Source organism: Pseudomonas sp. R3-41, from assembly GCF_054161485.1.
Map to the genome: position 1 here is coordinate 3728237 of NZ_CP096421.1, position 22515 is coordinate 3750751.

The 22515-nt window shown below is 64.1% G+C and carries 10 protein-coding genes; 3 read left to right on the top strand and 7 right to left on the bottom strand.

The window, feature by feature from the left end:
- Window positions 1-66 precede the first annotated feature (66 nt).
- The 3 genes from M1D99_RS16475 to M1D99_RS16485 form a co-directional block, all read right to left on the bottom strand.
- Window positions 67-1341: an NAD(P)/FAD-dependent oxidoreductase gene (locus M1D99_RS16475; RefSeq protein ID WP_411384670.1), complete on the bottom strand. Its 1275-nt coding sequence runs from the start codon at window positions 1339-1341 to the stop codon at window positions 67-69.
- 36 nt (window positions 1342-1377) lie between these two features.
- Entirely contained in the window at window positions 1378-2046 is a 669-nt protein-coding gene (locus tag M1D99_RS16480) for a haloacid dehalogenase type II (protein ID WP_250963811.1), read from the bottom strand.
- 370 nt (window positions 2047-2416) lie between these two features.
- The gene (locus M1D99_RS16485) at window positions 2417-3742 is read right to left on the bottom strand and encodes an NAD(P)/FAD-dependent oxidoreductase (RefSeq protein ID WP_434570410.1); all 1326 of its coding nucleotides are present in this window, start codon (window positions 3740-3742) and stop codon (window positions 2417-2419) included.
- A gap of 1110 nt (window positions 3743-4852) precedes the next feature.
- Here M1D99_RS16485 and M1D99_RS16490 point away from each other — a divergent pair.
- On the top strand, window positions 4853-6331 hold the full coding sequence (locus tag M1D99_RS16490; protein ID WP_458130442.1) for an aldehyde dehydrogenase family protein: 1479 nt from the start codon (window positions 4853-4855) through the stop codon (window positions 6329-6331).
- Here the strand turns inward: M1D99_RS16490 and M1D99_RS16495 are convergent.
- A complete protein-coding gene (locus tag M1D99_RS16495; RefSeq protein ID WP_225917573.1) occupies window positions 6320-7189 on the bottom strand; it encodes a helix-turn-helix transcriptional regulator in 870 nt (289 codons plus the stop codon). The two genes, M1D99_RS16490 and M1D99_RS16495, sit on opposite strands and share 12 nt — an antisense overlap.
- A 393-nt stretch (window positions 7190-7582) precedes the next feature.
- Between M1D99_RS16495 and M1D99_RS16500 the strand changes: the two genes are divergently transcribed.
- The gene (locus M1D99_RS16500; RefSeq protein ID WP_458130443.1) at window positions 7583-9580 is read left to right on the top strand and encodes a TonB-dependent receptor; all 1998 of its coding nucleotides are present in this window, start codon (window positions 7583-7585) and stop codon (window positions 9578-9580) included.
- A 24-nt stretch (window positions 9581-9604) separates the two neighbouring features.
- On the opposite strand, the gene M1D99_RS16505 is transcribed toward M1D99_RS16500, so the two are convergent.
- Genes M1D99_RS16505 through M1D99_RS16515 form a run of 3 tightly spaced genes read right to left on the bottom strand, consistent with a single transcriptional unit; the run spans window position 9605 to window position 15761 of the window.
- Complete coding sequence (locus M1D99_RS16505; RefSeq protein ID WP_458130444.1) at window positions 9605-11752, bottom strand: TonB-dependent receptor; 2148 nt, start codon at window positions 11750-11752, stop codon at window positions 9605-9607.
- Window positions 11753-11784: 32 nt separating this feature from the next.
- The gene (locus M1D99_RS16510; protein WP_458130445.1) at window positions 11785-14880 is read right to left on the bottom strand and encodes a hypothetical protein; all 3096 of its coding nucleotides are present in this window, start codon (window positions 14878-14880) and stop codon (window positions 11785-11787) included.
- Window positions 14877-15761 carry an ABC transporter ATP-binding protein gene (locus M1D99_RS16515; RefSeq protein WP_434570422.1) on the bottom strand — a complete coding sequence of 295 codons (885 nt, stop codon included), beginning with the start codon at window positions 15759-15761 and terminating at the stop codon, window positions 14877-14879. The genes M1D99_RS16510 and M1D99_RS16515 overlap by 4 nt, the downstream gene beginning before the upstream one ends.
- Window positions 15762-16063: 302 nt before the next feature.
- On the opposite strand from M1D99_RS16515, the gene M1D99_RS16520 reads away from it, so the two are divergent.
- On the top strand, window positions 16064-22501 hold the full coding sequence (locus tag M1D99_RS16520; protein ID WP_458130446.1) for an amino acid adenylation domain-containing protein: 6438 nt from the start codon (window positions 16064-16066) through the stop codon (window positions 22499-22501).
- Window positions 22502-22515: the final 14 nt, after the last annotated feature.

The window sequence follows — 22515 nt, forward strand, 5'->3', positions numbered from 1 at the left end:
GAAGTGATAAGGCTCGATGGCTCGCGATTAACGCAATGTGTTGAAACGTGAAGCGTCCCCCGCAACTCAATGCAAATAGTCTTGAAGGCGGTAATACGCACCGACCAGGGGCAGGAACCAGGGCTTGCCGAAATGTCCGGGGATGGCTGGCCAATCGAGCTCGCGCCAAGGGTTGGCCTCGACCTTGCCTGCCATGACGTCGGCCATGACTTGGCCCATGTGCACCGACATCTGCACGCCATGGCCGCTGTAGCCCATGGAGTGATAAATGCCGCCGTGCTGGCCGGCCCGGGGCAGCCGATCGGAGGTCATGTCCACCAGTCCACCCCAGCAATAATCGACCTTCACGTGAGCCAACTGCGGGAACATCTGCACCATCGCCGCATGCAGGACTTTGCCGCTCTTGGCATCCGACACGCTGTCAGACATGGCGAACCGCGCACGCCCACCAAACAGCAGGCGGTTGTCCGGCGTCAGGCGAAAGTAGTTGCCGATCATGCGGCTGGTGACATAGGAGCGATGGGCCGGCAGCAAGCTGTCGATCAGCGCCTGGGGCAACACCTCGGTGGCGATCACGAAACTGCCCACGGGTACGATCCGCCGCCGATACCAGCCCAACCCACCCTGCTGAGAGGTGCCGGTGGCCAGCAGGACCTGCGTGGCCTGGAGCGAACCCTTGGTGGTATTGACCCGATAGCCACCGGCGCTGGCTTTCCAGTCCGTGACGGATACACCCTGGAAGATCAACGCGCCATGACGGGCTGCGGCTTCGGCCAACCCGACTCCGAAGCGCCCGACATGCATCTGCACGCCGTTGCGCTGCAGCAAGCCGCCATGGAACTGGGCCGAATTGACTTCAGCGCGGGTTTCCTGGGCAGACAGCAACTCGACCTCGGCATCGACCTCCCGCCGGATCAATTCGCAGGTGCGCGCCAAGCCTTCGTAATGCAGGGGCTTGGCCGCCAGCTTGAGCTTGCCATTGCGCTTGAGGTCGCAGGCAATCTGCTCCTGCTCCACCAGCGAGACAACGCTTTGCACGGCGCTTTCATAGGCCAGGTAATAGGCGCGCGCTTTATCGGCGCCGAGGCTGGCGCTCAGTGCCGCGTAGTCCTGGGCAACGCCGGTATTGCATTGGCCGCCATTGCGTCCCGACGCTTCGCCAATGACCCGCCCGCCTTCCAGCACCACCACATTGGCGCCCTTCAAGGCCAGGGCCCGGGCCGCGGCCAGGCCAGTGAAACCACCCCCGACGATGGCCACGTCGACCTGCCCGGGCAACGCACCGAGCTGGGCACCGGTGAATGCCGGTGCGGTATCGAGCCAGTAAGACTCACTGCCCATGTCTAACCCCTTATGCCTTGAAGAGTGCCAAGAGACTCAGAGACCGACCAGACCGGCCAATCCGCCGATGTCCGGGATCTGGTGGTAGCTGTAGCCCACGTTCCCAGGCAGTTCATGACCGCGAGCCACGAACGCTTTGTTTTTGATCTTCATGTCGTCGGCCGGCATCAGGTCATAACGGAAGCTCGAGGACACGTGCAGGACATCTTCCGGCCCGCAGCCGAGGTTATCGAGCATGAACTCGAAGGCGGCCAGGCGCGGCTTGTAGGCTTGGGCTTGTTGAGCCGTGAAGACTTTATGGAAAGGCGCGCCGAGCTTGTCGACGTTGGACATGATCTGCTCGTCCATCGCGTTGGAGAAAATCACCAGGGGGATCTTGTCGGCGATTTTCGACAGGCCTGCCGGTACATCAGCATGGGGGCCCCAGGTCGGTACGGCATCGTAGTAGAGCTGGCCTTCGCCTTTGTATTCGACGCCCCAGCGTTTGCAGACACGGGACAAGGCAGTCTTGAGGATTTCATCATATGGCCGCCAGTCACCCATCACCTGGTCCAGGCGATAGGCCGAGAAATCCTTGACGAACTGGTCCATCTGCTCGGCAGGGACCCGATCGGCGAACAGCTCGCGCGTCATGGTGCCCATCTGGAAGTTGGTCAACGTGCCGTAGCAGTCAAAGGTAATGAACTTGGGGCGAAGGAAGCTCATGAGTGCAGTCCTGAGTGATGGTTGAGGTCATGAGGGGCAAGCAGTTGCGCCGTTCTGGAAGCCTGGGTGCAACGCTGCATCACGGATTTATTACAGCATCATGAGACCGTGCATAAACCGTTAAAAGTATAGGTCGCTTGGCACAAACCACCGTTTTTCGGGGCCTGCTCAGCAGACTGTGCGGGATGCGCCAAGCGCGGGCATTTGCGCCGTTTTCAAGGGATTTACGGGCGCAAATGGTGCGCAAAAAAACACGTGAACCGCTGTGTGCGGCAGAATCTACGCCCGCACTGCCCCTGCAAGAACGAGAACGGGCGCATCCCTTTCAGGAGGCGCCCGTTCATGGTGTCGTGGCTTGGAGATCCTTTGCTCAGAACTCCGCCACCTTGCCCCAGGACGAAGATTGGAAACGGTCCGGGTGATAAGGCCGCGGATCGACCAGTGGGGTCATGTCACAGATGATGTCGGCGATCAAGTGGCCCGCCCCCGGGCCGATGCCGAAGCCATGACCACTGAACCCCGCCGCCAGCACCAGGCCAGGGAGGCTGGCCATCTCGCCGATGCCGGGGACGCCATCCGGCGTGCTGTCCACATAGCCTGCCCAGGCTGCGGTGACCGACGACGCCTTCAGCGCCGGGATCAGGTCTACCGCGCGCTTGTAAGTCAACTCAACCGTCGAGGCGTCTGCTTTCGGATCCAGGATTCGCATGCGCTCCATCGGCGTTGGCTGGTCCAACCGCCAGCGACCCAAGCCTTCGTGTCCCGACTGGAAACCCTCGAGGCCACCGGGAGCCAGCTTGCGCCACCTGCGCTGGAACATTGGCAGGAACTGCGGGGCGAAACGCAGCAGTTGCAAAGTCGGATCCACGCGCCCTCTGCCACTGATGGCCAACGTCATCCCGCCATCGGCGCGACGGGTCATGGAGATTTCATCCGTATGGAGCGCATCCGGTATTTCTTTGGGGCCCTTGGACACCGACAGGATCGTTTGACGAATGGACGCCTGGGGAAAGCGAATGCCGTATTGACGGCAGAACGAGGACGCCCAAGCGCCACCGGCGAGCACTGCGAGCTGAGTGCGAATGGTGCCCTTCTCGGTGACGACTGCGGATAACCGCCCGCCTTCAGTCTCGAGGCCACGGGCGGCGCAGCCCTGGTGCACGGTGCTGCCCAGCTTGATGATGGCCCGTGCCACCGCCGGCGCGGCACGGGATGGATCTGCGGTGCCGTCGGTCGGTGAAAAGACCCCGCCTTTCCATGGCTTGCCGGTCACCCGACCCTGTTCGGCGGCCTGCTCCGCCGTCAGCATGTGGGTTTGCACATTGACGGTACGGGCGAACTCACCCCATTTTGCCCAACCGGCCAGCTCTTTCTCGTTGTTGCTCAGATAGAGCAGGCCACATCTCCTGAATCCGGTGTCTTCCCCAGTCTCTGCGGCGAACTGCTCCCACAGATCCAGGCTCTTGGTCGACAGCGGCAACTCGCGGGCGTCTCGGTTCTGCTGGCGGCACCAGCCCCAGTTGCGACTCGATTGCTCTGCCCCTACGCGGCCTTTTTCCACCAGTGCGACCTTCATGCCGCGCTTGGCCAGGTAATAGGCCGTGAAGGTCCCGATAATGCCGCCGCCGATCACGACAACGTCAGCGTGTGTCGGAAGTTCAGAATGCGTCTCTACGGAGATTAACGGTGCTGGCATTTTCAGGATGTCCATTGAGGGCCGGGGGCGTTTAAAAAAGCATCTTCTTCAGCCGGTCGGGTGCATCGGGCTTGCACTGAGGATGTATGACCAGGGCAAGCCGCTACTCCGTTCTGGAAGCATCGGTGCCATGCTGAATCTGGTGTTTATTACAACACCAAGAAACCGTGCATAAACGGTTAAAAGTATAGGTCGGCTGGTACAAAGCACCGTTTTGCGGGATGTGTTCAGCAGACTTTGCGGGGGCTTTGGTATTTGCTCCTGGGACGGGGAGTTGTGTGTATATCCGTTTCTTCCCCCCACGATGGGACCAGCTGTGAACACAAGACTCATGAACACCCAGGATTCCCTGTGGGAGCGAGCCTGCTCGCGAAGAGGGCGGCACCTCCAACATCTCCGCAAATTGACACACCGCCTTCGCGAGCAGGCTCACTCCCACAATGGGACTTGCTGTGAATACAAGACTCATGAACACCCCAAGATTCCCTGTGGGAGCGAGCCTGCTCGCGAAGAGGCCGGCACACCCAACATCTCCGCAAATTGACACACCGCCTTCGCGAGCAAGCCCGCTCCCACAATGGGACTTGCTGTGAATACAAGACTCATGAACACCCCAAGATTCCCTGTGGGAGCGAGCCTGCTCGCGAAGAGGCCGGCACACCCAACATCTCCGCAAATTGACACACCGCCTTCGCGAGCAAGCCCGCTCCCACAATGGGACTTGCTGTGAATACAAGACTCATGAACACCCAGGATTTCCTGTGGGAGCGAGCCTGCTCGCGAAGAGGCCGGCACACCCAACATCACCGCAAACTGACACACCGCCTTCGCGAGCAAGCCCGCTCCCACAGGAGGAACGCGGTCCCACCAAGGATCAGGTCGGCTATCAGCCCGCCTCGCATGGCTGGCGTTCCAGTGCGAAGCGCTCACAAAGAAGGGTCTGCTGCGCAGCCCAGCGGGAGCAAGCTCCCTCGCCACACGGTAATGACCAGTTAAACAGGCAGATACGGCAGATTCTCCTTTGCGCCCTTGAACAACGGCATATTTTCCCTGGGCTGCTTTGTTAGCTTATTGAGCAGACTCGCATACGGCTCGAAAGGAACGCCCTGGATGACTACCCAATCTTCAAATCGCTACAGCGTTGATCCGCAAACCGCCCATCTGTTCTACATCAATGGCGGTTGGTCGGCGCCGGTCAGCCCGGCCAGTCTGCCGGTGGTCAATCCGGCAACCGAGGAAATCGTTGCACAGGTCGCCAGCGGGTCTGCCGAGGATGTCGATCGGGCGGTCGCGGCGGCGCGTGCCGCGTTTGCCGATTGGTCTGTCACTTCCACAGCGGTGCGTGCGCGGGTGCTGGACAAGATCCATGAGCTTATCCTCGAGCGCAAAGAGGCGTTTGCCCAGGCGATCTCCCTGGAGATGGGCGCCGCCATCGGCTCAGCACGGGCGATGCAAGTGCCCCTGGCGGCTGAACACGTTCGGGTCGCCCGCGACTTGCTGGCCACGTATCGTTTCCAGACCGTCGAGAACGGCACCGCGATCCAACGCGAGCCTATCGGCGTCTGCGGCCTCATCACGCCGTGGAACTGGCCGCTTTATCAGATCACCGCAAAAGTCGCCGCGGCGCTGGCGGCCGGCTGTACGGTGGTACTCAAGCCCAGTGAACTGTCGCCGCTCAGCGCCCTATTGTTCGCACAGGTGGTCCATGACGCGGGCCTTCCACCGGGCGTCTTCAACCTGGTGAACGGCAGCGGCCAGGTGGTCGGCGCGGCGATGGCCGCACACCCGAGTGTCGACATGATTTCCATTACCGGCTCGAACCGCGCAGGTGCGCTGGTGGCCCAGGCGGCCGCGCCGACGGCGAAGCGGGTCGGGCAGGAATTGGGCGGCAAATCCCCGAATATCCTGCTGCCCGATGCCGACTTTGCCAAAGCCGTTCCACTGGGCGTCATGGCGGCGTTTCGCAACGTCGGGCAATCGTGCAGCGCCCCCACCCGGATGATCGTACCCAAGGCCCGCCTGGCGGAGGTCGAAGCACTGGCGGCCGCCACCGCCAATGCGATCATCGTCGGCGATCCGCAATCACCGGAAACGGTACTCGGCCCCATCGCCAATGAAGCCCAGTTCAATCGCGTGCAAGCCATGATCGAGGCCGGCCTGCATGAGGGCGCCAAACTGCTGTGCGGCGGACCGGGGCGCGTGCCGGGGTTTGAAAAGGGTTTCTATACCCGCCCGACAATTTTCTCCGAGGTGGATAACGCCATGCGGATCGCCCAGGAAGAAATCTTCGGGCCGGTGCTGTGCATCATTGCCTACGAAACCATCGATGAGGCAGTCGCTATCGCCAACGATACGATCTATGGCCTCGGCGCCCATGTTCAGTCACAGGACCTTGATCTGGCGCGCGCGGTGGCTTCTCGTATCCGCGCGGGGCAAGTGCTCCTGAACTACCCGGCCTGGAATCCCATGGCGCCATTCGGTGGCTACAAGCGTTCGGGTAATGGTCGTGAGTACGGCGTCTTCGGCCTTGAGGAGTATCTGGAAACCAAGGCGATCATTGGCTTTGGTGGCCCTGACCTAGATCGATAGCTTGTTTCTTCCGCCATGCTTGAGGAGCGAAGGATTGATCCCGAACTGCTTGCGAAAAGCGGTGGCGAAATGGCTGGCATTGGCATAGCCGAGGTCCGACGCGATTCGCATCACCGACTCATCGCCGTTCAACAAGCGGCTACGGGCCTGGATCATCCGCGCTTGCTGGAAGACGCCGTAGACACTGTTGAAGAACAGCTGGCGGAACCCGCGGGTGAGCTTGGGCTGGCTCATGCCCGACTCGCGCGCCAGTTCCGATAAGCTGGGTGCCTTGCCCAGGTCAGCCAGCAGGCGTTCGCGCGCACGCAACAGGCGTTGGCGGTCGATGTGGCTGACACGGCAGGTGCATTCCACGTTACGGCGTGCTTCCAGGAACAGGCTGACCAGGGTCACGCTCTGGCCATACAGCCAGAGGCCGCTTCGGGGCTGGCCCATTGGCAAGTCTGGGCTCGGGTCCATGGCCTTGCACAACAGATGCGCGGTCGCGCTCATTTCGCCACTGCGGTGGCCGTCCAGGAAACAATGATCGCAGGCCAGTGCCTTGTTCAGCAGCGGGTCGAGTTTCAACTCCCACTGTGACAGCACCTCGGGACGGATCATGACCGTGATGTTGTCGATCTCGCCATGCTGATGGTAGAGGCCATCGCGACGGCGGCCATAGCTGATGCAACCCGCGCCTTCGTCAATCACATAGCGGCGCTGCCGACGACCGTCACGGAAACTGCAGGCGGCCTTGCCCTTGAGCAAGTTGGTGAAGCTGAAATGAATGCAGTCGCTGTCATCCTGCAGGGGCAATTCGATTGGCTGCTCGAACTTGCTTTGCCAGCGCACGATGTCGAGTCCGTCCTGCAGGGCCATGCGCGTCACCCGACAATGCGCCCCGGGTCCGAGGTCGCTTCCATATTCTCCCGTAATGATTCGCGAGACCGGCATCGGCTCTCCTGCGCCTCCTTGAACGACTGACATCGTGAATCTCCTGGTTGACCGGATACGGCTCGAATCAGATCACATCGGGGTAGAGTTGTGCAATTGATAATTATTAGCATCTGGCGCGTCGCACACGCTGCGCTTATTCGTGTCTGCCGACGCTAACGCGCACCGCTCAAAACCCTCAGTCAAGGTCCCACTATGTCTGCACGACGCAACACGACGACGACCCCTCGATCTTGCTATAAGTGTAATAGTATAACAATAGTTTTAACTTGCACACTGGCCAGTCCAGTCCTTGCCGCCACCGGCGAAATCCTTGAATTGCCCGTCTCGACCGTGACTGCGCGCATGGAGCAGGAAGACCCCAAGAGCCTGCCCATCAGCCTTAGCGTGATCAGTGGCGAGCAACTGCGTACCCAGCGCCTCGACACGCTGGAAAGTGCCCTGCGCAATACCGCCGGGGTCAATGTCAATTCTTCCGGCGGCCCCAATGACTTCAACGTGCTGATCCGTGGCGTCGGCTCGCTGTACCAGATGTCGATGGATGACAGCTCAGTGGCCTTCAACATCGACGGTGTGCCAGTCGCCTCCCGCAGCCTCGGCTTCGGCACCCTGGATATCGACCGCATCGAAGTGCTCAAGGGGCCCCAGGGCACGATGTCCGGTGCAATTGGCCAAGCGGGTGCGGTGAACATCACCACCCGCCAGCCGACCCGGGAACTGGAGGGCTATGTGCGTGGCGAAGTCGGCCAGGAGGGCCAGTTCCTCAGCGAAGGGGCCATCGGCGGGCCGATCAGCGACAGCCTCAGCGGCCGCCTGGCGGTGCGCCGTGCCGGCTATGACAGCTGGATCGACAATGACCGGAACAACGATCCCATCACCCAGCCGCGCAACGAGGCTTATCGCGCCAGCCTGCTCTGGGACCTCAACGATGAGACCCAGGTGCTGTTCAGTGCCGAACGCCAGAAAACCGAGCGCGCCACCAACTCGCTGGTGCTGCGCCCCTATGGCAGCGACCCCAGCCTGGACCTGACGCCCGGCCTGTTCGACGACAATGACAAGACCACCGAGCGCTATACGGTCAAGGTCGATCATGACTTCGCCAACAGTCGCCTGACCTCTACGACCGCCACCTCCACCGCCGACTTCGAGGGTTTGATCGCCTATGACAGTAAACTGATGGGCGCCCTGTATGGCACGCCCAGCGAGTACTGGGTGGTGGACACATCCTTCGAGCGCAGTTGGAGCCAAGACCTGCACTTGAGCTCACTGCCCGATTCCGAGACATTCTGGATCGCCGGCCTTGCCGCCAGCCGCAACGAGCGCAGCTACGACACCCCGCGCAACACCTATGGCACTGACAGTGCCAGGTTCCGCGATTTCACCACCACCACCTATGCCGGCTACGGCGAAGTCACCTTCCCGCTCAGCGAGCGCCTGAAACTCACCACGGGCTATCGCCATTCCTGGGATCGCAAGACCTACGATGGCCAATACATCAATGGTGCCAGCGCCGTGGATGATTTACGCCAGCTGACTGACCATTACGGCACCGGCCGCGTGGCCCTGAGCTACGCGCTCACCCCGCAAACCAACGTCTACGTGCAACTGGCGCGAGGTTATAAATCCGGGGGATTCAATGACTATGCGTCGCAGGTCAGCGACAGCGAGCCCTACAAGGCCGCCGTCAGCAGAGCCGCCGAACTCGGCTTCAAAAGTGAAACAGAAGACCGCCGCGGCAGCTTGAACGGTGCGCTGTTCTACACCCGCGTACACGACGACCACCTGCTGGGCTACAACGCGGCCACCTTCGCGACCAATGCGTTCAATGCCGATACCCGCACCCGCGGCGCCGAACTGGAAGGCACCTGGCATTTCGACCACGGCCTGACCCTGGCCGCCAGCGCCACTTACCTCGACGCCAAGATCACCAGCGCGGTCCACGGCATCCAGGCCGGCGATATCGCCGCCGGCAACCGTACCCCGGATGTGCCGCGCTGGAGCGGCAACTTCAACATCAATTGGCAGCACCCGTTGGGCACCTTCGCCAGCCTGGGCGAAACCACCCTGAACACCAGCCTCAATTACCGCCTGGTGGGCGAACGCGCCGCCGATCCGCAGAACCATTTCAACCTGGACAACTACGAGAAACTCGACCTGCGCGCAGGCCTGGAAAGCCGCTTCGGCGAAGTCTATGCCTTCGCCGACAACCTGCTGAACCAAACCTACGACACCTATGGTTTCTACAGCGAACCGGTGGCCTACGGTGCGCCGGCACGGCGGCGCACCTTGGGGGTCGGCTACACCTATCAGTTCTAACCTGCCCTTTGACTCAAGGGGCACTCAGAACGAATAGCTGTACCCCACGCCGGCCGAGCGTCCTCGGCCCGGCATGCCGGTCAGCACCTGGTCGGTGGAATACGAACCATACAAGTCATAGCGCGCATCGAGCAGGTTATCGCCCCACAGGTAGACTTCCGAACTGCCACTTTCCAGGCCCAGGTGCAGGTCCAGCTTGGCGTAGCCCTTGAGGTCGTAGTGATTCTGCGGGTCGGCCGGGCGATTTTTCTGCACGCGATAGTTGAGCAACGTATTGAGGCGCGGCGCCGGCAAGCCCAGGAACGCGCCCAGCTCTTTCTGCCAGGCGACGCTGAAGTTGCCGCTCCACAGCGGCACATCCGGCACACGACTTCCCGCCGCGACATCACCGCCAGAAACCCCTGGTGCATCGGAGGTCACCACCGCGTTGGTGTAGCTGATGGCGCTGCCCACTGTCAGCTCATCGGTGACATGCCACGTACTCGACAGCTCGGCGCCCTTGCTGCGGGTGTCGGCATTCACGGCGCTGACCGCCAGGGTGTTGAAGTCATACCCCAGCAGGTGATCGTCCTGCACGCGGGTCAGGAACAACGCCCCCTCCAGGCTCAAGGCCCCCTCGGCGCTTTCATGCTTGAAGCCGACTTCGACGGCGTTCACCTTGGCGGCCTTGTAGGGCTCGCTATCCTTGACCGAGGTGGCGTAATCGTTGAAACCGGCGGATTTATAGCCTCGCGACAGCACCGCGTACAGGTTCGTCTGCGGCGTCAGTGTGTAGCTCAGCGCCACGCGCCCGGTGCTGTAGTTGTCCTGCAACCGACGGTTGTCGCCAACGGTATTGCCGCCGCTGGAATAGTCGGCCCCATAGGTCTTGCGGTCCCAGGTGTGGCGCAGGCCGGTGGTGAGTTTCCAGTCTTCGGCAATCGGGTACGTCACCTCGCCGTAGGCGGCATAACTGTTGGTGCTGAAATCGCGCCTCTGTTGTGCGCCGTTGGTGAAGTTGTCGGAATCGAAACTGCGCTCGGAGCGTGACAGGTTCACCCCGGTCACCCAGAACACATCGGCATCGGCCAGCGACCCCAAGCGCAGGTCCTGGCTCCACACACGCTCTTTGGCAGAATCCTCGATCAGGTATTCGAACGGCGAACCGTACAGCGCCTCGGTGATGTTGCGGTCGTAACCTTTGACCGCATTGAGGTCGGTGCTGGTGTAGGCGCTGATCGAGGTAATCCGCGACTGCGCCAGGTCATGATTGAGTTCGAAGGAATAACGCTCGTTGGTCTTCTGGTTGCCATCGAACGTGCCGGGCGTGTAGTCCAGGCTGGGACGGTTGCCAAACGGGCGGAGCATTTCCAGGCCGGCATAATGCTCGGCGCGCTGGCGCTCGACAGTCAGCAGGCCGGTCGTGCCTTGGTCGTTGTCCCACAGCAGGCTGCCGCGCAGGGCCAGGTCCCGTGGCTGGGTCAACGGGTCGCCATCCTGCTGGTCGTCGACCCAGTTGTCGAAGCCACTGCGGCGCACGGCAATGCGCCCCGCCAGGGACTCGGTCAATGGCCCGCCCACGGCGCCTTCGGTCATGAACTGGCCTTGGCTACCGACTTCGCCGCGCACATAACCTTCCCGTTCGCGGGTCGGCTTGCGCGTGGTGACGTTGATCGCGCCCGCCTCGCTGTTACGTCCCAACAACGTGCCCTGAGGGCCCTTGAGCACTTCCACCTGCTCCACGTCGAGGGTGGCCATCGCCGCGTTGCGCACCGACATCGGCACCCCGTCCACATTCAGCACCACCGAGCCGTCGTCCATGCTCATCTGGTTCAGCGAACCGACACCGCGGATGCGCACATTGGCGTCGTTGGCGCCGCCCCAGGAATTCACATCCACCCCCGGTGTGGTGCGCAACGCGTCCTCCAGGGTGCGCAAGCGCCGGGTTTCGAGGGCTTGCCCGTCGATCACGGTGAGCCCGAAGGGAATGTCCTTGGCGCTTTCTTCGTTCAACCGAGCGCTGACCATCAACGGAGCCAGCTCGATCACCTCCGTGCTGGCGACAGGTTGATAATCAGCGGCATAGGCCGCGCACATCTGGCTGGACAAGGCCAGTGCAAGGGTTTGGGTCAAGACATTCTCCCGCCAGCCGAGGGGACGGCGCAGCGGTTTGATCGACAGCGGTGCTGACATGGAACAACTCCAGGCAAAGGGATGGTTCAAATTCATTGCGCAGGCCCCCAGCGCTTGAGCGCTGCGGTGATCGCCTGGTCAGAGGGCGCGCCCAACCGGTGCTGGATCGCGGCGGGCCATCCCTGGCCATTTCGGATGCTTGCGGCCATTGCCGCCAGTTGTTCGGCGCTTTGTCCGGCCACCCAGTCCAGGCTGGCCAGCGGTGCATACGTCGCGACCCAGCCCTGTTCCCGGGCAGTGGCAAAGGTGCCGACGGGCTCGCCGTCATTGCTCAAGGCGCGGGTCAAATCATCGGCCATCAACTTCACCAAGGCCGAGCGGGCCTCAACGCCGTCGACGTCACCGACACACAGCAAGCCGATCGCGCCCGCCACACCCTGGCTCAGCCAGAGGTAACCCGGGGCCTGGCGCAGGTCGCTGGCATCGCTCAGCATTCGCCGCGCGAGCAGTTCGGCGATATGGGCACGGCGCGTCCAGCGCCCGACACCTGCCTGCGCCACATCCCAATCCGGCGTCTGGCTGAGCACCAGATGGGCCTGGCTCAGATGACTGGCTCCCATGCCGGTCGGCCACTGGCTCAGGGCCTCGACGGTTGGGCGACTGCCCAGGCGCCGAGCCACACAGGCGGACATGACCTCCAAGTCTTCGCGCACCTCACGGGCGACTTGCTGCCGGCCGGCATCGGCGAGCATTTGCACACCGTCGAGATCTTGTGTCGCTGCCGTGTGATAGGCGAAGTCCAGCGGTCCTGCGCCTTGGCCATTGAACGCCTGGCCATCCACCTCGATCAGCCATTGCCACGCGCCCGCCGGCGCCACCGCGTCCACGGCGACGGCCGCCCCCGCCGGCAAACTCGGCACCTGCGACGGCAAGCCGGCTTCGGCACGGTGGACCGGCGCGCGCAGCAAGCGCTCGCTGTCCAGGCCCAGGCGTGGCATCACGCGGCGCGCTTGCAGCCACACCCCTCGCGGCCCCAGCCAGAATGCATCACCTTCGGACGGCCAGCCGGCGGCATCCAGCGTCCAGTTCAGTTGCACGCTGCAGCCGCTCGCCGCGCACTCTGCCAAAGGCACACGCAAATGCCCGGCGGCCTGTTCGAAAAGGACCGGTCGGCCCATGACGCTCACCGCCGTGACGTGCAACCCCGGCGGCAATTCTGCGTCCAGGTGTTCCTTGGCGGCGATGACGGTTCCCAGCGTCCACTCGCCGTCAACACGTCGCGCAACACTGTCGATGCGCAAGTGCAAGCGCCCGTCCGCCACCTGCCAGGCGCCCGCCCCGGCCAGCCATCGCTGTTCCCATTCGGCGTGCTCGGCCCGTTCCTCGGCCACCGACCGGTAGTCGCCCTGCTCCACCAGATGCCGATGCAACAGCGCGCCGCTACCCAGCAAACCCGCGGCCCCCAACACCAGCAACGCACCTGGCAAGCCCAGCAGGCTGCGGCGCACATCCCTCAGACGGCGCCGCTCCGGCCCACGGGGCAAGGCCAACGCCGCCACCGCAACCATCACCAGGCAGCCGGCCAGTTTCCAGCTGGTCAAAGTGGCGAGATAAGGCAGCCAGGGCGCCCAGCCCGTCAGTTGCGACAAGGCCACGTGGGCCGGTATCGCCATGGCATAGGCGGGATAGCTGACCAGTCCCAACTCATGGTTGAGCACCAGGAAAAACGTCAACAGCATGGACGTCGCATACGCCAGGCCGGATCGACGGATCAAGGCATGCACCAGCACCGTGAGCATCGCCAGTTCCAGCAACGGCGGCGCGAACACCAGTGTTTGATAGATCAGCACAAAGCCCGGTGCCCAGTTGTCGGGGGCGACCAGCGCGCTGATCACCAGGCTGGCAACCCCCGGCACCAGCGCCAAGGCCAGCGTCGCCACCAGCACGCAGGCCACTCGTCCCAATAAACGCAGCCACGCCGGCGCCGGGGTGGCCTGTAACATTGCGCCCAGGCCTTCCACGTCATCGCGCCGGCAGACCAGCCCCACCAGCGCCGCGACAATGAAGGCGATCACCAGGAACGACGCGCTCGATAACAACGGCAAGATCAGGTCCGGTCGCGGCACCATCGGCCCGCGCGCATGCCACACGATATGAACAAACCCGCTGAGTATGCCCATGGCCAGCAACAAGCCGAGGGCAACCCAGCCGATGCGCCGGGCAAACAACTGCCGCACCTGCCAGCGAACCTCGCACCACAACGCCCGCGGCCAGCGGCTGGCGGGTAACGGGCCAGGCAAGCGCACGTGGCTCGCCAACAGCATTGGCGGCTCAGCCAACACGGCGCCACCGCGGCGGCCCATCAAGCCCTGGCGGCTGGTGCGGGCCAGGACGACGGTCAGCAGCAGCAACGGCAACCCACACCACAGCGCGCGGTTAAGCCAGAACCCCGGGGTCAACGCCAACAGCGATTGGGATTTCTGCGCGGCGTTCCAGGTTTCCACCTGGGCCTGGGCAAAGGTGAACAGTGACGGATCGAGGCTGGCCGCCAGCAGCGGGTTGATATGCCCGCCCTTGAGCACCACCACGGCGAACATCCACAACAGCATCAGCACCGTCGCCAAGGCAAACGGTGCGGCCAGGCCTCGGCTGCGCAAGGCCAGCAAATAATACAACGCGCCAATCCCGGTGCTCACTGGCAACAGCAAGGCGACCCAGGCAAACCCCAGCGCCGACCACATGGGTGCGCCGATGCTCGCCGCCGGCACCCAGCCGAGCCAGCCCAGCACCGGGCTGACGAGAAAGCCGACGATCAATGAACTGGCGAGCAAGCCACCCACCAACGCCGCGCCGATAAAACGTCCCCACAGCAGCGCCGGCAGGGACAACGGCAAGGCCAACAGCACTTCTTCCAATTGCGCCTTGCGGTCCCTCAGGGCCGGCTGGGCAAATACCCAGGCCCAGGCAAAAAACAGGAAGAACATACAGCCGCACGACATCAGGTAAATCAGGCTCGGCGCATTGCGGGCGATATCGCTGGCGCCCATCTTCTGCACATAGTCGGCATTGGTCAGGGCCATCAGCAGGTAGCCGGTCAGGCCAAGGAACACCAGCAACGGAATGCCGCTGCGCAACCCGGCGCGCACTTCCACCCAGGCTTCGCGCATCAGCAGAGCAAAGGTATTCATGCGTCGATCGCCTCACCTGCCTGAGCCAATGCCAGGTAATAGATGTCTTCCAGGCGCGGCGCATGGGGCACGAAACGTGGATCGGCAGGACGCTCGCCATGGACGATGACGCGGCTGCCCTGCGGGCTGGCGGCCACATGCAAGGCAGCGGGCAGCGACTCGCCACGGTCGAAGGACGCTTCCCACAATCGGCCCTGCTCGGCACCCAGCAACTGCGCCGGGCTACCTTCGACAATGATCTGCCCAGCGGCCAGCACGGCCAGCCGACTGCAGAGGTTTTCGACGTCTTCGACGATGTGGGTCGAAAGCAACACGATGGACTCGGCGGCGACATCGGCCAACACCCGATGGAAACGGTTGCGCTCCGCCGGGTCGAGGCCAGCCGTGGGCTCATCGACGATCAACAAGCGTGGCGAACCGACCAGCGCCATGGCGATGCCGAACCGGCGCAGCATGCCGCCCGAATAGGTGGCGAGCGCCCGATGGGCGGCCTGCTGGAGGTTGACCTTGTCCAGCAGGCCCTCGATTTCCTCGCGGCGCTGGCGGCTGTCGGTGCGCCCCTTGAGCCAGGCAAAACGGTCGAGCAAGTCCCGTGCGCTCACGCCCGGATACGCACCCAATTGCTGCGGCAGATAGCCCAGGCGGCGGCGCAAATGATCGGAATCGGCCAACACATCCGTCCCGTCCAGGTGAATGCTGCCGGCGTCGGGTTGCTGCAGGGTCGCCAGGGTCCGCATCAAGCTGCTTTTGCCCGCGCCATTGGGCCCCAGCAAGCCATACATCCCGGGGCCGACACTCAGGTCCACGCCGCGCAGCGCCTCGACGCCGTTGGGGTAGCGCTTGCGCAGGCCGCGCACTTGTAAACCCGAATCGACAGACATCCGTAACTCCAATCAGAGGGACACAGGCCCGGCAAGGGGCGGCGAGCGACGGTAGTCAAGGCCATGGGGCGGGCTCTACCCGATTCAAGTCATTTTCCAACCGCATCCTGCGGGCGATTGGCGCTGTGCGTAGCCACCACGGCACTGCAACGGGTGAGCGAGACGCGGATGCGGGGCAAAAACGATTCGATCCGGGTAGTTGGCAAAATGAGAATGACTAGCATCTTCCCCCAAGCAACTGCATGCCCCCAGCGCCTGGGCCAACCCCGGTCCGGGCCCTAGCAATGAGAAGACGTTGAGCCATGGCCACTCCCAGCACCTCAACCGCAACACTGCTGCGCCAATCCCTGTCCCAGGCCCTCGACCTGCCCGCCGACCAGATTCCCCTGGAGGCGAACCTGATCGAATGGGGGCTGGATTCCGTCACCCTGATTCGCCTCGCCGGCCAGTGGCGCCGCCATGGCCTGGCCGCGCGTTTTGCCGAGCTGATCGCCGACCCGCGCCTGTCAGCCTGGCTGGCCATGCTTGAGGTGGCCCCCCAAGCCCCGGCGGCGGTCACCGCGCCGGCGGACGACGGCCAGCCTTTCGAACTGGCGCCGATGCAACACGCCTATTGGATCGGACGCGCCCCCGGCCAGCAGCTGGGCGGTGTCGCCGCGCACTTCTATAACGAATTCGATGGCCGCGACGTCGACCCGATCCGCTTGGAAGCCGCCGTACGGGCGTTGCTGGCGCGCCATCCGATGTTGCGCGCGCAGTTTCTCGACGACGGTCGCCAGCGGATCCTCGCCCGCAGTCCCTGGCCGGGATTGAAGGTGCATGACCTGCGCCAGGCCAGCGCCGAGCAACAGCAACAACGGCTGTCGGCGGTGCGCACTGAGTTATCCCACCGCCAATTGGCCGTTGAACAAGGCCAGGTGCTGGACATCCAGTTGTCGTTGCTACCCGACGGGACGCGCCTGCACTTGAACCTCGACATGCTCGCCGCCGATGCCCTGAGCCTGCGCACCCTGCTCGGCGACCTGGTGCAGCTGTATCGCCAGCAGCCCTTGGCCGCGCTGGACTACAGCTTTGCCCGTTACCTGGCCGACCTGCGCCGTGAACACGCCAGTCCCGAGCAACGTGCGCTTCATCGGCAGGCCCGTGACTATTGGTTGCAGCGCCTGGACCGGTTGCCCGGCGCCCCGCGCTTGCCCATCAAGCCCCAGGGCGACGACCGCCAAGTGCGACGCCGTCATCACTGGCTACCGCCGTCCCAGCGCCGGGCCTTCGAGCGCCACGCCCGGGAGCACGGCTTGACGCCGGCGATGGCCTTGGCGGCGGTGTTCTGCGAAGCCCTTGGCGCCTGGTGCGAGACGCCCGAGCTGCTGCTCAATTTGCCGCTGTTCAACCGCATGCCACTGCATGCCGACGTCGAGCGCCTGGTCGGCGATTTCACCTCATCGATCCTGCTGGCGTGGGACGGTCACGTCAGCGGCACGTTCGCCGCTCGTGCCACGGCCTTGCAACGGCGCTTCCACAGCGATGCCGCACACAGCGCGTTTTCCGGCCTGGAGGTGTTGCGCGAACTGTCCCGCCAACGCGGTGAGCAAGTGTTGGCGCCGGTGGTGTACACCAGCGCCCTGGGGTTGGGGGAATTGTTCGCCGAGGGCGTGCAAGGGTGTTTCGGCCAACCGGCCTGGATCATTTCCCAAGGCCCGCAAGTGTGGCTCGACGCCCAGGTCACCGAGTTGGACGGCGGTGTCCTGGTCAATCTCGACGCCCGTGAAGGGTTGTTCGCCGACGGTGTACTGGATGGGTTGTTCGAGGCGTATACCGGGCTGTTACAGCGCCTGTGTTTTGAAGCTTCGGCCTGGGACCTGTCGCCTCCGGCGCTGATCCCTGCCAGCCAACTTGACGTCCGCAATGGCGTCCAGGGCCAGGCGGCGCCGCTGCCGGTACAACGCTTGCACGAAGCCTTTTTTGCCCAGGCACGCCTGACACCCACCCTGCCCGCGTTGCTGCACGGCGATCATCCCGTCATCACCTACGGCGAACTCGCCGAACGTGCTTTACACGTGGCGGCGTACCTGGAAGGCCAAGGCGTGCGGCGCGGTGACGTGGTGGCGTTGCAACTGCCCAAGGGGCCCGAGCAGGTGATCGCGGTGCTGGGCATCCTAGCGTGCAGCGCCACATACCTACCCATCAGCGTCGATCAACCGGCGGCGCGGTGCCGGAAAATCTGTAATTCGTCGGGCGCGCGCTTATTGCTCACGCAACTGCCCGCCGCCAGCAGGGCGCTGGACGCCCCCCGGCCCGGAGCGATCAGCGACCTGGCGTACATCCTCTATACCTCCGGTTCCACCGGTGAACCCAAGGGCGTGGAAATCAGCCATCAGGCCGCCGCCAACACGCTGGAAGACCTGCAACGGCGCTTGCAACTGAACAGCGACGACCGAATCCTCGCGCTCTCGGCCCTGGAGTTCGACTTATCGGTATTCGACCTGTTTGCCGCGCTGTCGACTGGGGCGGCGGTGATCGGTATCGAGCCCGAGGCCCAGCGTGATGCCGGACGCTGGCGTGAACTGGCCCTGCGGCATCGCGCCAGCGTGCTCAACTGCGTGCCAGCGTTGCTCGACATGCTGCTCGGTTGCGCCCCCGCCGGTGCCAGCCTGCCCCTGCGCGCGGTATTGCTTGGCGGCGACAAAGTCGCTCCGGACCTGGCGCCACGGTTGTGGACCCAAGCCCCCGGCTGTCGTTTCATGGCCTTGGGCGGCGCCACCGAAACCGCCATTCACTCGACCCTGTTCGAAGTGCTGCCCGGCCAACCCTTGTCCTGGCACTGCCTGCCCTATGGCACGCCGCTGGACAATGTCCGCTTGCGCATCGTCGACCCACACGGCCACGACTGCCCCGACTGGGTGGCCGGCGAACTGTGGATCGGCGGCGCCGGTGTTGCCGAGGGTTATCGCGGCGACCGGGTGCGCACAGCTGAACGTTTCGTCGACTATCAAGGCTTGCGTTGGTACCGCACCGGCGACAGTGCCCGTTATCACCCCGATGGTAACGTCGAATTCCTCGGGCGCACCGATTTCCAACTCAAACTGCACGGCTACCGCATCGAAGCCGGGGAAGTCGAAACCGCCTTGCTGGCCTGGCCCGGCGTCGAGCAGGCGGTGGCGCTGCTGGCCGGCCAGCAGTTGGCAGCAGTGGTGCGCCTGACAGACGGCCCCGTGATGCCCACGCGCCTGGACCCACAGGGGTTGGCCGAACATCTGGCCGAGCACCTGCCGGGCTACATGATCCCCAGCACTGTCCTGGGCTGCGCGCAGTTGCCCTTGACCGGCAATGGCAAGGTGGATCGCAAGGTACTGAACGACTGGCTGGCGGCCAACAGCGCCCCGATGCAGGCCAACCTGTCCGCTCCCTGTGGCGACATCGAAACCCTGGTGGCCCATGCCTGGCAGCAGTTATTAGGCTGCGCTGAGGTCTGCCGAGAACACAACTTCTTCGCCCTGGGCGGCGACTCCCTGAGCGCCACCCGCCTGGTGCGTTTGCTTGCAGAGCAAGGGCTGGGAGGCGCGCGGATCGCCCAGGTATTCGCCAAACCGGTGCTGGCGCATTTTTGTGCCGATTTGCATCGGCAGGCCCAGGCCGAACCGCGGCACACGATTGTGCCGGACCTGCCGCAACGCCATGCGCCCTTCCTCATGACCGAGGTGCAACAGGCCTATTGGCTGGGCCGCGACCCGAGCCTGGTGCTGGGCGGCGTCAGCTGCCACTTCTACCGCGAGTACGACGTCGAGGACCTCGACCTGCCGCGCCTGCAAACCGCGCTGGATCGCTTGATCGAGCGCCACGAAATGCTCCGCGCCGTGTTCGATCAATGCGGGCAGGCGCGCATCCTGTCCCTGCAACAGCTGCCGTCCTTCGAAATCGGCCAGGGCTACGCCAACCTCGACGACTTGCGCGAACACTGTGCCCATCGCGTGTTCGATCCGGGCCAGTGGCCGCTGTTCGATGTGCAGGCCGTGACTCATGGCCGCTATACGCGGTTGGCCATCAGCCTGGACAACCTGATCCTCGATGCCCTGAGCATCCTGCGCTTCTACGCAGAACTCGATGCCATTTACCGTGACCCTGGGTTGACGCTGGCGCCGCTGGAACTGTCGTTCCGCGACTATCAACAGCAATCCGCCGTGGACGCGGGCGAGCTGCAAGCCGCGCAACAGTTCTGGCAAGAACGCCTGCCCGAGTTGCCGCCGCACCCGCAACTGCCGCTGGCGGCCGACCCCGCCAGCCTGGGTCAACCGCGCTTCGAACGCCTGCAAGGACAAATCGACGCCCAAGCCTGGCGGGCGATCCTGGCCAAGGCCCAACAACAGGGCCTCACCGCCTCGGCCGTGCTGCTCTGCGCGTTTGCCGAAACCCTCGGCCGCTGGAGTGCACGTCCCGACCTCAGCCTCAACCTCACGCTGTTCGATCGTCGGGCGCTGCATCCCCAGATCGATCAGGTCATGGGCGATTTCACCTCCCTCACGCTGCTCGGTTATGTTCCGCTGCCCGGCGAACGCTGGGTCGACCGCGCCCGGCGTACCCAGCGCACCCTGGGCGAGGCGCTGGATCACCGTTGCCTCGGCTCGGTCAGCCTGTTGCGGCAGCTGGCCCGGGGCAATGGCGAGCAACAGGTGAGCATGCCCGTGGTGTTCACCAGTGCGCTCGGGGTCCCGGATGGCACGGCCGCGCCGGTGGACGGGCCGTTTGCCCGGCAAGTCTTTGGCCTGACCCAAACCCCGCAGGTCTGGCTCGACCATCAGGTGGTGGAAGCCAACGGCGGCATCGCCCTGAATTGGGACTACGTGGTCGGCCTGTTTCCCGAAGGCCTGGTGGAAGCGATGTTCGATGCCTACTTGTACAGCTTGAACTGGCTGGCCGAGCACACCTGGGACAACCCACCGCCCGACCTGCTGCCCCAAGCCCAGGCGCAGTTGCGTGCCCAGCTCAATGCCCCGGGCCCGAGCGTGCCGGGTGACCCGACCTTGCACCAGGGTTTCTTCGAACAGGCACGCCAAGCGCCCCAACGCCCGGCGTTGTTGTGGGGTGAGCATGGCATGCTCAGCTATGGCGAGCTGGCCGAGCAGGCGCTGCGCATTGCCCGCAGCCTGGTGGACGCCGGCGTGGTGCCGGGCGACCTGGTGGCGGTGTCCCTGGCCAAGGGGCCACGACAGATCGCCAGCGTGCTGGGCATCCTGGCCGCGGGTGCCGCGTACTTGCCGGTCGGGGTCGACCAACCGCTGCAGCGTTGCCAGCGCATCTTGCAACAAGCCGGCGTCATCCTGATCCTGGCCGGGCATGACCCGCAATTGCCCAGCGTCAAACACCTCGACCCGCTCCACGCGCTGGACGCCGAACCGCTGTCGGCGCCGCTCGCCGTCTCGGCCGCGGAACTGGCCTACGTGATCTACACCTCCGGCTCCACGGGCCAGCCCAAGGGCGTGGAAATCACCCACCGCGCCGCGATGAACACCGTGGCCGAGATCACTCGCTGCTATGGCATCGACGCCAGCGACCGCACGCTGGCCTTGTCAGCGCTGGATTTCGACCTGTCGGTGTACGACCTGTTCGGCCTGCTGTCGGTGGGCGGTGCGCTGGTCTTGATCGAGGAGGACCAGCGCCGCGATGCCCGGGCCTGGCTCAAAGCGTTGCAACACCATCGCGTGACCCTGTGGAACAGCGTGCCGGCCTTGCTGGATATGCTGCTGGAAGCCAATGCCCATGACCGCCAGCCACTGGGCCTGAACGTGGCGTTGCTGTCGGGCGACTGGATTGGCCTCGACCTGCCCCAACGCCTGCGGCAACAGGCCCCTGACTGTCGTTTTATCGCCCTGGGCGGCGCCACCGAAGCGGCGATCTGGTCGAACCATTACCCGGTGGAGCAAGCGCTGCCGGGTTGGCGCTCGATCCCCTACGGCGTGCCACTGGCCAACCAGGCTTACCGAGTGGTCGATGCCCTGGGCCGCGACTGTCCGGATTGGGTCACCGGTGAGCTGTGGATTGGCGGCGCCGGCGTCGCCCGCGGCTATCGCCACGCGCCACAGTTGAATGCCGAGCGCTTTGTCGACGGCTGGTACCGCACCGGCGACCTGGGTCGCTACCACCCCGATGGCCTGCTGGAATTTCTCGGGCGCGCCGACAGCCAGGTGAAGATTGGTGGCCATCGCATCGAACTGGGCGAAATCGAGGCAGCCCTCGCTCGCCACCCCTGCGTCACCAGGGCCGTGGCGCTGGTCACCGACAACCGGCTGATGGCCGCCGTGACGGCCAGCACCGACGCACAGGTCTTGGCACGACACCTGGAGCAGTGCTTGCCGGGGTACATGCGCCCGGAACACGTCCTGGTGCTGGAACACTTGCCCCTGAGCAGCAACGGCAAGATCGATCGCCGGGCACTGCAGGCGCGATTGGCCGACGCCGTCCAGTCGCGACCGGTGGCGGACGAGCAACCGCTGCGCCCGGAAGAACAACTGATCGCCGAGCTCTGGCAGCAATTGCTCAACGTGCCGAGCGTGTCGCGTCACGACAACTTTTTCCGCCTCGGGGGCGACAGCCTCCTGGCCACGCGTTTTCTCGAAATGCTGCGTAACCGCGTGGGCCTTGAACTGCCCATGGGCCAGTTGTTCGGCGCCGCCACCTTGACGGAGGTGGCGCAGATCCTTGAGCGCCAACCTGCCTCGGACACCGTTGAAGAGGGCGTCATCTGATGCCCGCACAACCC